We start from the raw sequence: 13,252 nt of genomic DNA, 5'->3' as shown, positions 1-13,252 counted from the left end.
GTCGTCCCGGCAGCCTTCCTGACCGCGTCACTGACCGGCGTCGCGCCCGCCCGTGCCACCACCTAACCCGCGGCGGCAGCGCTCTCGGCTGGGTGGCAGACGTCGCAGGTGATGCGTCGTGCGGATGGAGACGCTGTGCCTGAGCCGGAAGCCAATGCGAGGGGGTCAGGGGTGACGTGCGCATGCCGGCCGCAGACCCCAGCCCCGCAGCGGGCGCAGGCGGCAACGGCGGGATCCGGGGAGATGTTGGTGGTCCCCGCTTGATAGGCGCGCGTACAGTCGAAGCAGTTCATTGCGTCCCATCCATGACACACAGCCCGTTTCCCCCTACCAGTCATGGTGGCACCGACTTCGGTGCCGTGCGACCGACACACCCTCCCAGCCCGGTACCCACTCGCTGCCATCGCCGAGGCCAAGGGTGCGTCTCCCGCCCAGTCTGGGCCTCGCACGGCCTCTGCCACGGCCTCTGCCACGGCCTAGACGCCGACGCTGTCGCGGCGACAGCCGCCGGCAGACGCCGACGACGCAGCCCTCGCCGTCATCACCCTCGCCATCACCGCCGCCGCCCTGATCTTCCTCCTCACTGGCGTCTCCCTCTGGCTCTCCTACGAGCACCTCCACGACGTCGGATCCCGCCACGGCTTCCGCGACGACCCGATCCGCGCCTGGACATGGCCCGCCACCCCTCGACCTGTTCCACGCCGCCGACGAGGTCCTCATCCTCCGCGCCGCCCTGGCCCCGCCGCATCGACTGGTGGGCGATCAGCCTGGTCGTCTTCGGCGCCGGCGGATCGATCGCCCTGAACATCGCCGGCGTCGGCCCGGGCGCCCAGCCGCTGGACTACGGGGTCGCGGCCGTGCCACCCGTCGCCTCCCTGCTGGCGTTCGGGGCGCTGATGAACCAGCTGTACCTCCTGCTCCGCGGGCCCGCCGGCGCACCCGTCGACGGCACTGCGAAGCCCGTCACGGAGCCGGAGACGGCACCCGTCGCCCCGGCCCCGTCGACCGCCCCGGTGCTTGTTCCGCCCGCGCCGACCGCGCGCCCGGCCGCGCCCGCCGCGCGCGTGCCGAAGTAGACCATCCGCCGCCAGACCGACGTCGATGGGCGCCGGTGCCCACGCGACTGGTCTCTTCGTCGGTGAGGGCAGGCGGGCACCGGGCATATGGTCTGCTGGGCGACGAGCCGGCCCTTCGGGCGCCGGAGAGGCTGATCTGTTCGGCGACCTGGTCGGCTTTGATCAGGCCCTCGCCCTTCAGCAGACTGCCGGTCAGGCAGGCGTGTCGCAGGGCGGCGGCGTCCATCAGCTGGTGGGCGCGCGGGCACAGGTCGTCCTCGTGGGCGGAGGGTGCGGGCAGGCGGCGGGTCTTCTCCCACGTGACGTCGGCGACGCGCGGTGTCCAGGTGCAGGCAGGGGTGGCCTGGCGTCGAGGGTGCGGGTCGAGGCCGAGCTGGACGACGAGAACACCTCTACTTCTGGATGTCGATAGCGCGTGCGAGTACGCGGGTGCGATGGAGGGCAGGTGGCATGCCAGGGGCCTGACCTGGGCCGTCTTCCCATGCCTGTTTCGCCGGCCATGGTGCGTTGGTTCTGCGGAGCGCTGGCCGTGAGAGCTGGACGGGCCCCTGCGGCTCCTACTGCGCGACGCCGCGATGCATGTCCAGCTGACCGTTGCCTCCAACGGACCGAGGAAGCCCTGGTGAGATCCCGTCTCGGGGGAAGCTGACCGCAGCGGTCCGGTCGCGTGGGGCGGGGGCGCCGGGCAGGATGTGAAGTGTCAATTCGAACGGGCGCCTTTCGTCTCCGCGCGGCGGCGAACCCCGTACACGGACCCCTGCGACGGGGCGGATGCGTCTCGGTGGAGCCCGCAGGGTCGACGCCAGAGCGACCCAGGGCGCGACACATTTCCTGCACTGCACCAAGGAGAGTGGGCCGCCATGTCCCAGGCCGCAAACGGGTTGAGCAGGGCCCCCACGCCGGACCCGGCCGAAGACAACGCGTACTTCCCGTCGCCGTACTCACTCAGTCAGTACACGTCGTCGAAGACCGATTTCGATGGGGTCCAGCGCAGGGGCGCCTACACCCGGGGGAAGTGGAAGGTGCTCATGATCGCGACGGAGGAGCGTTACGTCCTGCTGCAGAACGGCAAGATGTTCTCCACCGGAAACCACCCGGTGGAAATGCTGCTTCCGCTTCATCACGTCATGGAGGCGGGCTTCGACGTCGACATCGCCACGCTGGAGGGCTATCCGGCGAAGCTCGAGCTGTGGGCGATGCCTCGCGAGGACGACGCGGTCATGGGGACGTACGAGGTCCTCAAGCCGAAGCTCAAGCAGCCCAAGAAGCTCTCCGAGGTCGTCGCCAAGGAACTCGGACAGGACTCGGATTACATCGCCGTCTTCATTCCAGGCGGACACGGGGCCGTCGTCGGGCTGCCGGCCAGTGAGGCGGTGGGCCGGACGCTTGAGTGGGCTCTGTCCAACGACAAGTTCATCATCACCCTGTGCCATGGCCCGGCGGCGCTGCTCGCTGCTTCGATGGGCAGGGACGAGTCGCTGTTCAAGGGGTATTCGGTCTGCGTCTTCCCCGACGCACTCGACGAGGGGGCGAACCTCGAGATCGGCTATCTTCCCGGCCGCTTGCCCTGGCTGGTGGCCGATCTGCTGAGCAAGCAGGGACTCAACGTCATCAACGACGACATGACCGGCAGGACCCACCGGGACCGGAAGCTCCTGACGGGTGACAGCCCCCTCGCCTCCCACCAACTCGGTCTGCTCGCCGCTGAGGCCCTGGTCGAGGCGGCCGCGACCGCCGAATAGGCCGTGTCGCCTCCCAACTTCGGTGGCGGACGAGGGCTTCGCCGGTTCTCGTAGACTGGTGACGTGGCATTCATGAGCACCCCGCGCTGATGCTTCCTGTGACCGGAAGGCGTTGAGGGCGATACCGAACGGCATCGCCCTCCGCCGTTCCCCTGGGGCAGTGACGCTCCGAGCGCGCGTGCAGGCACGGACTCTTCCCTTCACCCTTGCCAGGAGTGCCTCGGTGCCCGTGTCGCTTCCCCCTGCTCTCGAACTCTCCCTCGACGTGCTGCGTCGCCCGACGTGCCGCACGCGCCGCCTGCTTCCCGACCGCGGTGCACTGCGCTGCCCGGTGGGCCACACCTTCGACATCGCCCGCCACGGCTACGCCGGGCTGCTGACGGGCACCCGTCCCACCAGTGGTGACGAGCGACCATGGTCCAGGCCCGGGACCGATTCCTGTCCACCGGCACTTACGCACCCATCCGCGAAGTCGCGGCCCGCCTGGCGGCCTGCGCAGTGTCCGAGCAGGCCACGGTGCTGGACGTGGGGTGTGGCACGGGCTACTACCTGGCCCGCGTGCTCGACCGGCTGCCCGGCGCCCGCGGTCTGGGTCTGGACACGTCGGTGCGCGCACTGTGATCGGCAGCCCGAGCCCACGACCGAGCCGCCGCGGTGGCCTGGGACGTCTTCCGTCCACTCCCGCTGGCCGACGGGGCGGCCGATGCCGTGCTGAACGTGTTCGCCCCGCGCAACCCGGCCGAGTTCCACCGGATGCCGCGCCCGACCGGGAGGCTGATCGTGGTCCGTCCCACCGGGCGGCACCTGGCTGAGCTGCGCGGCCGGTTGCCTGCGATGGTCACGACCGACCCGGCCAAGGAACCGCGCCTGTACCGGGCCCTGGATCCCTTCTTCGAGGCCGCCGTCACCGAACAGGTGGAGTACTCCGCGACCCTGTCCGAGCCGGATGCCCTGGACCTGGTGACGATGACGCCGAGCGCACGTCACGTGAGCCGCGCGGACCTGAGTGACGGCCGCTTCCTGCCCGACCAGGTCACCGTCTCCGTGCTGGCCACCGCCTACCAGCCGCGCTGACCAGGAGCGGGCGCATGCGCCCGCTGACCGACGAGCCGGCCCTGGATCCCGTCGGGGAGCGACAGGCGGGCCGATACGGCCTGCCCGTTCGCCCCGGCTGTCGCGCGTACCTTCGGCTGCCCGCGAAGCGGGGCACGCGTCCCGTCGCCCCCTTGCGCAGGGGTGCCCCGGGGCGGAGGAGAAAACGTGTTGGCTGGCTGTCTGCGATCTGAAACGCTGCGTCTGCTTCTCGGGCGGAGGGTATGTGTTCGTCTTCGTGTGTGCGGGGTGCGACACCGAGTTGACCACCCCGTTGTCCCAGGTCTCACTGCCAGTCCATGCCCGTCAGAAGTACGGCAACGGGGCCCAGCTTGCGGTGCTCATGGAGCCCGGGACCATCATGAAGCTCTGTCGCTGAGACCGGCCGCCGGAAGTCGAAGGCGCGGCGGCCACATCGCATGAGCCGCGGGACCATGTCGAGGGAAACGCCCTGGAATACGCTCCGTTGCCAGGTTTCACCGCGGTGTGCTGCGGCTCGCGGCCCGGGCGGGCGGTCTGGACTCGACGGGGCAGCGCGGCGGTGCGCCATCCTGGCGTGCGGCGTTCCAGCGCTCGGTCAGCTCGTCTTTCCATCCCTGCGGCTGGGGCCACGGGACACTTCGAACGGAAAGCTGCTCGCCGAGTTCATCGGCAACCGGTGCCGGGCGCGCCTGGCCCGTCCCACCGGCTGGCAGACGTCATGCACACACGCTCAACTAGTGCCGCATCAGGCAACGTTCGCCTTGGTGACTGGGCGGTGGGTGTTTGATTCCCTGCCCGAGGACGCGCTCCAGCACGTTCGCATACAGCCGCGTACTGGCGACCTTCGGGTGGCAACACCCTCCCACCGGCAACCGGCCGTTGCCCTTGGGCGTCGGCAGGAGTGAGGTTGTTCTCCGCCGGCGCCGCACCGGCCGTCATGCCGCATCATGCCGTTGATCATTCGCGGGTAGGAGAGCCCGACCGACATCGCAGCGGTCTGTGTGAGTTCTCCGGTCCCGCAACCGCACCGCGCGTACAGCGCCTCTGCAGAGGCGGCCTGCCGGTTCCGGCCTGCGAGCCGCCCCTGACGTGGACGCTCACAAGCAGCGGCATGGGGTGAACGCCCTGCGCAATCCGGCTTCTCACATGTGAAGACCGCTCCTCGACGGCCTCGGAGCGGTTCCGCTCGCTGTGCAGGTTCCGGAGGAGCGATGCCGTGTATGTAGACTGACCAACTGGTTAGGTGCAGGGCCCGTGGCGGCGTCGATGCCGCCGCGGGCCCTGCACACGGTGCAAGGAGGAGGCCCCATGAGCGCTGCGGGCAATGCCGAACAGACGAAGGCGCGCATTCTGGAAGCAGCCATGGAGGAGTTCTCCGCGTACGGCATCGCCGGCGCCCGGGTGGACCGCATCGCCCGCCGCGTGGGCTGCAACAAGAACCTCCTCTACATCTACTTCGGCAACAAGGAGGCCCTGTTCACGACTGTTCTGGAGCGGAGTCTGGCGAGGGTGTACGAGGAGATCGAGTTCACCCCTGACGACCTTCCGCGGTACGCCGGCGCCGTGTTCGACTTTGCGATGGCCCATCCGGAGCTGATGCGTCTGATGCTGTGGTCGAGCCTGGAGCAGGACGCGGACCGCGTCACGGCGCGGGCAGAGGCCCGTTCGGGCAAGATGCACGCGCTGTCGTCCGGAGCGGCCGGCAATTCCGGCGGCCCCGGATTCCGGGGCGAGTTCCTCCTGACCGCGATCATGGCCTTGGCCACGGCGTGGTCGGCGATCAGCCCCTTCGGTCCCACACTCGACCCGGACGCGGCGAACGATGCGGACCGACTGCGTGAAGACGTGAAGAGGGCCGTCGCACTCCTGTCCACCACGCCGGGGGCAGACCCTACGAGCCGATAGCGGCCGCAGCGCTTCCGGAGGACTCAGTCAGTTCCGGCTGATTGCCTTCGGGCCACAGAGACGGCTCGGCGCGCGGGTGTACCGGTCGCGAGCGGCGTTTGGATCCCGGACCGGTGTGAGCGAGCTGGAAGAAGTTCGACGACGCGCCAGGTTCGGGAGGGGGCGGTGTATCCGTCGCGCCCGGACCTGCCTGTCGCAGTCGGCGGCCACGGTGGTCCTTCGAACGTCGGTGACCTGCGGGCGCGCCCCCCGCGGCGGCGCTCGGAGCGCCGCCGCAGGGGGCGGGCGTGTGCTGTGGTGCGGTGGTTCGGGGCCCTCCAGGCGAGAACGTGTTCAGCCGGCCTCGGGGAGGTCGGTGGAGAAGGCGGTCTCCTTGCCGCTCTCCAACTCGCCGAGGCGTGCGGTGAGGGCAACGTGCATGTACCGGTAGGAGTCGCTGCCCAGCGCCAGCCGGCGCGGCGCTTCCGGCTGGTCCACCGTGGCGATCATCGCGGCGACCATCTTGTCCACGTCTCCGACGGAGGGCAGGGACGGATCCTTGATACGGCGGACCATGGCGGCCGGCGTTCCGTCGTAGGCGGCCAGCGGCTCTGCGAGGCGAGCGCCTCCCGTCCGGAACCCGGTGCCGGCGCTGCCGGGCTCGACGATGGTGACACCGATACCAAACGGGGCCAGGTCCAGTGCGGTGGCCTCCATGAATCCTTCGATGCCCCACTTGCCGGCGTTGTAGACGGAGGCGCCGGGGTTGGTGGCCTGGCCTCCGTAGGTGGAGACCTGGATGATGCGGCCGCCGCCCTGGGTCCGCAGGTACGGGACGGCCGCACGTGTGACCCGGATGGACCCGAGGAGGTTGGTCTCGATCTGGTGCACGATCTGCTCGTCGGTCAGCTCCTCAACGGCACCGAAGAGACCGTATCCGGCGTTGTTGACGACGACGTCGATGCGGCCCGCCGTCTTGAATGCCGCGTCGACCACGGTGGTGATGGCCTGCGCGCCCTCGGTCAGGTCGAGGCGGTACACCGCCAGGCGGTCGCCGTGGGACGCCTGGAGATCCTTGACGGAATCTAGATCGCGGACGGTGCCGACCACCCGGTTGCCGCCGGCCAGGAGGATCTCGGCCATCCGGCGGCCGAAGCCGCTGCTGATGCCGGTGATGAACCAGGTGCGCTGAGACATGCTGAGTGCCTTTCGGGGACTTTGACTAACCGGTTAGCTACCGTACTCTCTGACTAACTAGTTAGTCAATTCGCAACTGACGTCGTCGGCACCGGCTGGAGGCGACGGAGACACGTCCAGGCGCGTGGCCGAATCCACTCCCCGCCGGTCGACGGATACGCCGACGGCCGCCACGTAAGCGGCCCGGTGCCGTCGGCGGGCAGCGGCGACCGCCGTCGTGGGGCAGCGGCGACGGGCCGACGATCAAGAGAGAGGGCGAGCGAGAACGACGCTGTCCGCGACCACGGTTCCGTCCGCCTGGGCGTGTGGCGGCGCGACGTCTGGGAGTGCCGGGGCGAAGAGCTCGCCGGCGGGCACATTTCCCGCCGTCGATGGTGCGCACCATGCACAGCCGCGGCGCAACCACCGCGTCCCCTTGCCCACGTACGGCGCGTGTTCCCGGCCGGTTGCCACCGGTGATGCCGGGTGTGCCAGTCACCTGACCGATGCCTTCGGCGCGTCGGCCGACGCACGATGAGCGTGGATGTGAGGCGTGACCTCAGTGGCCCTGATGCGGAGGCATGGATGAAAGCATTCGACGGGACGACGCCGCAGTGTGCACACCGGTCCGGGGAATCTGCCGTGCCCCTGCCCGGCAGCCGCCCGGGTGCCTCCGGACGCACACCTGCCGTACCGGCGTCCGTGCCGAACCCGGCTGTGTCGCACCGGCCCGGCCTGATGGATCTGGACAAGGTCTGCGCGCTGCCCATGCCGGTGGGTGCGGTCGGCGCGGTCGTGCGCACCGCCCGCGGCCTCCCCGGTGACCTGCTGCGTGTCTCCTGGGTACAGGCCGCCGATGCCCCTGTCGAAGCGGGCCGGGTCGTTCTGGCGTGGGAGCCTTCGGCGGCCGGTGCGCACGGCGGCCGGGAGGGAGACGTCGCGGAGGGCCGGACGCCCACGAACCGTCCGCCCCACATGGATGTCACGGCCACCCTCCAACTGGCCGCGGGGCCGGTTCTGCTGGCCAGGTGGCCCTCACTCGGCGGAGACTGGTCGGACGTCGTGCGTCCCACCGTGTCGGAGGTCATGGGCCTGCATTCCGCCCTGTCACTGGCCACCCTCATGCTGGAGCGCTGGTGCCCGTAGATGGCGCGTCCTGGTGGCGGGGAGCGTGCGGGGAACTCACGCCTCGTCGTGGCGGAGCGGGGCGGCATGCCGCCGCGCGGCCCCAGAGCCGTTCTTCCGCGTCTCGGCGAGCCGGGGCCACGCTGCGTCAGCCTCCAGGCGCCCGCCTACCGCTTCTCCTGCGACATCGGCCTGCGGCCGCAACGGCTAAGACGTCATCTCATTTGGTAAGCCTGCGGTAGCAGATGAGGGTGCAGGCGATGCTGGTGAAGGCGAGGAAGTGCTCGGCTTTGCGCTCGTAGCGGCGGTGCAGTCGTCGGCATCCGGCAAGCCAGGACATCGTGCGTTCTACGGTCCATCGGTGCCGGCCCAGGTGGGTCGAGGACTCGATGCCCTTGCGGGCAATGCGATGTGTGATGCCCCGCTGGCGTAACCATCGCCGCAGGTGGTCGTAGTCGTATCCCTTGTCGGCGTGGAGCTTTCCCGGTCTGCGTCGTCGACGTCCGCGCCGGGAGCGGATCGGCGGTATGCCCTTCACCAGCGGGATCAGCGCCTGGCTGTCGTGCAGGTTCGCTCCCGAGATGCCGACGGACAGGGGCAGACCGGTCCGCTCGGTGATCAAGTGGATCTTCGAGCCGTACTTGCCCCGGTCGACAGGATTCGGGCCTGTCAGGTCCCCTTTTTCAGGGCCCTCATGTTCACCGAGTCGATCGCGCAGCGGGACCAGTCCAGCTCACCGCGGGCGCCGAGTTCGTCGAGGACCAGACGGTGAAGCTTGGCCCAGACCCTGGCCTTGGTCCACTCGGCGAAGCGCCGGTGAGCCGTCGCTCCCGACGGCCCGAACGATGCGGACGGCAGCTGCTGCCACGTGCAGCCCGACGTAGCCACGAACACGATCGCAGCCAGCACTTCCCGGTCACCGTGTCGACGCCGACCGCCACCCTGAGGCCGGGTAGGCGCTTCCGGCACCACCCGCTGGAACAGCTCCCACAACTCGTCCGGCACCAGCCGCTCCACGATTCCCACGCCAGCAGGCTACCCAATACGCCAAATGAGATGGCGTCTAAGACGACGCGCGGTTTCCGGTTCGCCGTGGTCCCGGACGGGGCGAAGGCCACCGGCCGAACCGCCTGGGGCGAGGGAACACGCGCCACTCGACCCTTGGCCCGCTCGGCCGGCCCCCGCGCGGCCGGGTCCCGTCCCGCCGCCCGCCGGACGGCACCACGGGCGGTGGGAGCCCGTCAGTTGACGCCGAGCTGGGACAGCACAGTCTCGTTGTCCTCGATGTACCAGCCCTTGACGATCTGCCGCGCGCCCACGTACTGCGTGTCGATGGTGTCGAAGTCCCCGATCCGGTCCTCGCAGTGCGATCAGGTCAGGTGGGGCACGCGGTGCGGAAGAAGGAAGCCGGCGGCACAGCGCTCTTGAGTCAGATGACTGAAGCCAGGCGGTCGAGCCGGCGAGACCATCACTTCGTTCAAGAGTGCATCGGAAGAAACGCCACACTCCCCCAGCCAGGAGGTAAGGCCCCATGCCCATCTATCAGTGCTCCGCCCCGGTCGGTCTGCTCACCGACGACATGAAGGCAGCCGTCGCCACCGCGATCACGGACGCACACGTCGAGGCCACGGGAGCGCCGAAGGCATTCGTCCACGTGTTCTTCCACGAGCTCCCGTCGGGCATCGCCTACAGCGCCGGAGAGCTGGACACCGACATCTCCGGCATCACCGGATCGATCCGCGCCGGCCGCACCTTGGAGGTGAAGCAGAAGCTGGTCAAGAACATCGCCGCGTCCTGGACGTCCATCACCGGTCAGTCGCCCAAGCAACTGATCGTCGGGCTCAACGAGATCGACTCCGACATCACCATGGAGTACGGACTGATCCTGCCCCATCCCGGAGGCGAGGCCGAATGGTTCGCCACCCACGCGGACGAACTCGACGGCATCCAGGGCACCGGTCTCTGAGGCTGACGCCGCCTCGCCCCTCGACGGCGTACCGGCTCGCGCGGGCGCAGCACCGCTGCTTCCGCGCCGAGCCCGCGGGCCACGACCCGGCGGCTGACCGTCAGGGCGTAGTTCGGCCCTGGCACGGCTCAGCCCTGCGGCTTCGGGGAGCCGTACGGGTCGCAGGCGGCCACCGGCCGGGCACCCGTCGCAGGTACGCGGCCGGGTCGGGGCGAGACAGTTCCCGCAGCCGGGACCGACGCGCTGATACTCCGGGCGTGGTCCGAGGGGCGTACGCGGTCGGTGCCGCGGGCGTGCAGGATCGACTGTTCCCGGGGGGCCGGGACGGTCCAGCGCCGTCAGGCCCGGCCGGTTCGCGTGGTGCTCAAGCGTGCTCCGAAGGCACGGGGTCCGCGGAGTGGTGCGGATGCGCACGTCGTGCCGCGCCTCGCGGCAGTCTCGCCGCTGGACACCGGGACAACGGCGGGGGGCGGGACGGGGTGCGGCGGACATCGACGATGTCCCTACGGACCCGACGCACCCGCCGAGTGCAGTCGTATGACTGGTCGCTCCGGTCGGGCGGCGGCGGACCATGCAGTCATGACGACTGAGCCCTCGCCGATTCCACCGCCGCTCATGGGTCGTGGCCGAGAGGGCTCGCACCTGCTGCGCCTGATGGACGAAGCGGTCGCCGGGCGCGGCGCCGGTCTCATCGCGCGGGGCGAGGCCGGGATCGGGACATCCGCTCTGCTGGACGTGGTGCGAGGGCAGGCTCTGGCGCGGGGGTTGACCGTCCTGGCCGCCGCCGGGGTGGAGTCCGAGTCGGAGCCGGCTTACACGACCCTGCACCAGACACTCCATCCCCTGCTGGGCCAGGTGTCCACTGCGGCACAGGGCCTCGGCAGTCCTGGGCACCAGCGAGGAGATCGCGGCCGAGCTGGAGAAGTACGCCTCTCGCTCCGAACAGTGCGGCGCAGTCATGACCGCGGTGGCCGCCCTGCGCAAGGCGGCGGATCTCACCGAGAACGAGGTCTGGCGTACCTCGCTCGTCATGCACGCCGCGGGACTCACCAGCGGCATCGGCGCCCGTCATGAGGCGGTCCGACTGGTGCGGCGCGCCGACGTCCCCGCACTTGGTCCGGTCGACACCGCGCGCCTCACCAATGTCGTTGAGATCGTCGACTTCTCCCGCTACGACGACTCCGAGGCCCGCGTGCGCGGGCTCACCGCGTCGGCCGCCGGGCTCGACTCCGGCGGTCAAGCCAAGATCGCCGTCACCTTCCTCTGGCAGGCGGCCAAGAGGTGCTTCTTGCAGGGTGCCAGTGCACAGGCCCGCAGGGACCTCATCGACCAGTTGTGGACTCTGGAGGTGCCCGAGCACGATCCACGAGGGCCGGCCATACGCGCATACGCCGACCCGGACAACCAGGGCCGCGCCGTCCTGGAAAGTCTGGCCCGCCTCGCTCCCGATTGGACGAACGCGGACAGCACGCGCCTGCTGGGCGCCGCGACCATGGTCCTCGGCGGCTTCCGGCGCAACGCCACCTACACGGACGTGGCCGCGGACGTCTGCCGCCGAGGCGATGCTCACGGACGGCCCGGAGGCCGACCTGCCGTACCAGGCCGCGCTCAGCGGCCCGGTGGGCTCATGGCCCCTGTACCGGGCCAGGCCGCAACTGCACCACGGACGCCGGCTGCGGCGCCGACGCCGCACTCAGGACTCCCGTGCACCGCTGCGCGCCGCCCGGGACACTTTCGGGCAGCCGGGCTCCGCCCCCTGGGCCGAGTCGGCTCGCGGCGAGCTGCGAGCCGCAGGTGAGAGCAGTGGCAGCCCGACGCCCGGCGACCGCGACGAGCTGACGGCCCAGGAACTGCGGATCGCCGTGCCGACTGCGCACGGGCTGACCAACCGCCAGATCGCGGAGCGTATGTTCGTGTCCCACCGAACCGTCGGCTCCCACCTCTACCGCATCTTCCCCAAGCTTGGCGTCACCACCCGCTCACAACTGAGCGCAGCCCTGCACATCGTCCCCGGCAGGTGACCGCGCGAGCAGGCGCGGAACAGGAGCCGAGCACCCCTCGGGGCCGTCGCCGGGTGAGGTCGGCGTGCGGCGTCCGCACCGGTTGCGGTCGCCGCCCCTCGGGTGGGGAAGTGCGGCAACGCCGTCCCGGCGAGTTCCTGGACAACCTCCAGACGGGACGGTCGCCGGGCCGCAGGTTGAAGGAGACGTGACTGATGATGGGGTGTACCGGACTGACGGTCCCGGCAGCGTGCCGGCGGTCCGGGCGCCCCGAAACGGAGTCGGCGGATCAGAAGCCGGGTGTGCGGGTCCATGCACCGACCAGTTCGGGGGAGAACATGACCGATCCTGCCTTGCGCATGTCCTCGCGCAGCCGGTCGAGGAGCGAGTCGATGCCCATCTCCTCGATCATCGTCGCCCGGGTCTTCTCGACGAGGGGCAGCACGGTGGCAAGGGTTGCCGTCGCATGGGCGGCGACCTCCGAGTCCGCGTCGCCCGCGGGTGCGGTCATGGCTACCCGAGGAGTGGGCAGTCCGGCATCGCGGAGGATGGCGTACAGCCGGTCTCCGGGGTCGGAGTTCCGGCCGCCCCTCCTGATCGCGTCCACGATCCAGGCGACGACATCGTCCATCAACGGCACGGTCGGAACTGTCCTGCTGCGGGTCACGTTGAAGTCCTGGAAGGTGACGATGCCTCCGGGCCGGACGTGCCGTGCCATGGTCCGCACCGCGTCCACGGGGTCGTCCAGGTGCATCAGGATCAAACGGCCCACGAGCGCGTCGACCGGCCGGGTCAACGGGATGTCGGGAAGCGTCGCCTGCTGGAAGGACACGTTGTCCAGGCGGGCGTCGGCCATGTTGCGGGCCGCCACGGCCAGCATGCCCTCGTCCGCGTCCACCCCCACCACACGCCCCGAAGGACCGACCAGGCGTGCGACGATCTGCGTGACCTCCCCGGTGCCGCACCCGACGTCCAGCACCGTCATGCCGGCCGTGATGCCGGCCAGCTCCAGCAGGTGCTTGGTGTGCCGGGCGTACAGCCGGCTCTGGAGATCCAGCCTCCGTGTTTCCTGCCGCGAACTGCCCATGATGTAGTCGTTCACACTCTTGTCGCCTTCGTGCTCGCTGGTGTCGTGGCCGGTGTGGCAGCGGTCGGAACGGGTCTCAGGCAACCGAAGCCGGCAGCGTCACGGAGTCTCCCCGTTTCAGG

At 70.0% G+C, this 13,252-nt stretch carries 9 protein-coding genes and 1 pseudogene; 7 read left to right on the top strand and 3 right to left on the bottom strand.

The genetic code is table 11. The annotated features are described in order from the left end of the window. Positions 1-671: 671 nt before the first annotated feature. From C3492_RS35890 to C3492_RS35870, 4 genes and pseudogenes are all read left to right on the top strand, one after another. Positions 672-1,076 carry a hypothetical protein gene (locus C3492_RS35890; protein WP_103816836.1) on the top strand — a complete coding sequence of 135 codons (405 nt, stop codon included), beginning with the start codon at positions 672-674 and terminating at the stop codon, positions 1,074-1,076. 860 nt (positions 1,077-1,936) lie between these two features. Next, positions 1,937-2,818 carry a glyoxalase III HchA gene (hchA, locus tag C3492_RS35885; protein WP_103816835.1) on the top strand — a complete coding sequence of 294 codons (882 nt, stop codon included), beginning with the start codon at positions 1,937-1,939 and terminating at the stop codon, positions 2,816-2,818. A gap of 223 nt (positions 2,819-3,041) precedes the next feature. Continuing rightward, a pseudogene (locus tag C3492_RS35880) lies at positions 3,042-3,892 on the top strand (methyltransferase domain-containing protein). A 1,254-nt stretch (positions 3,893-5,146) separates the two neighbouring features. Next, positions 5,147-5,797 (top strand): TetR family transcriptional regulator, encoded by a 651-nt coding sequence (locus C3492_RS35870; protein WP_219822111.1) that lies wholly within the window; start codon positions 5,147-5,149, stop codon positions 5,795-5,797. 333 nt (positions 5,798-6,130) lie between these two features. Here the strand turns inward: C3492_RS35870 and C3492_RS35865 are convergent, their stop codons facing one another. Beyond that, on the bottom strand, positions 6,131-6,973 hold the full coding sequence (locus C3492_RS35865; protein WP_103816832.1) for an SDR family oxidoreductase: 843 nt from the start codon (positions 6,971-6,973) through the stop codon (positions 6,131-6,133). 681 nt (positions 6,974-7,654) lie between these two features. On the opposite strand from C3492_RS35865, the gene C3492_RS35860 reads away from it, so the two are divergent. Then, on the top strand, positions 7,655-8,098 hold the full coding sequence (locus C3492_RS35860) for a hypothetical protein (RefSeq protein WP_258056080.1): 444 nt from the start codon (positions 7,655-7,657) through the stop codon (positions 8,096-8,098). Positions 8,099-8,297: 199 nt separating this feature from the next. Here C3492_RS35860 and C3492_RS35855 read toward each other — a convergent pair. Further along, positions 8,298-9,094 (bottom strand): IS5 family transposase gene (locus C3492_RS35855; RefSeq protein WP_258056091.1). Its coding sequence is split into 2 segments (ribosomal slippage): positions 8,298-8,759 and positions 8,762-9,094, totalling 795 coding nucleotides; the frame shifts between segments, so codons are not numbered across the junction. A gap of 514 nt (positions 9,095-9,608) precedes the next feature. Between C3492_RS35855 and C3492_RS35850 the strand changes: the two genes are divergently transcribed. Then, positions 9,609-10,043 carry a tautomerase family protein gene (locus C3492_RS35850; RefSeq protein WP_103816830.1) on the top strand — a complete coding sequence of 145 codons (435 nt, stop codon included), beginning with the start codon at positions 9,609-9,611 and terminating at the stop codon, positions 10,041-10,043. Positions 10,044-11,605: 1,562 nt separating this feature from the next. Continuing rightward, positions 11,606-12,064, top strand: a complete 459-nt coding sequence (locus C3492_RS45190) for a helix-turn-helix transcriptional regulator (RefSeq protein ID WP_219822110.1) — start codon at positions 11,606-11,608, stop codon at positions 12,062-12,064. A gap of 268 nt (positions 12,065-12,332) precedes the next feature. Here the strand turns inward: C3492_RS45190 and C3492_RS35840 are convergent, their stop codons facing one another. After that, positions 12,333-13,214 carry a class I SAM-dependent methyltransferase gene (locus C3492_RS35840; protein WP_103816828.1) on the bottom strand — a complete coding sequence of 294 codons (882 nt, stop codon included), beginning with the start codon at positions 13,212-13,214 and terminating at the stop codon, positions 12,333-12,335. Between the last annotated feature and the right edge of the window lie 38 nt (positions 13,215-13,252).

Origin of the sequence: Streptomyces sp. Ru62 (assembly GCF_002920615.1) — a bacterium.
Classification (GTDB): domain Bacteria; phylum Actinomycetota; class Actinomycetes; order Streptomycetales; family Streptomycetaceae; genus Streptomyces.
Note: the sequence above shows the minus strand (reverse complement) of the source record. Positions and strands in the feature narration are given on the sequence as shown.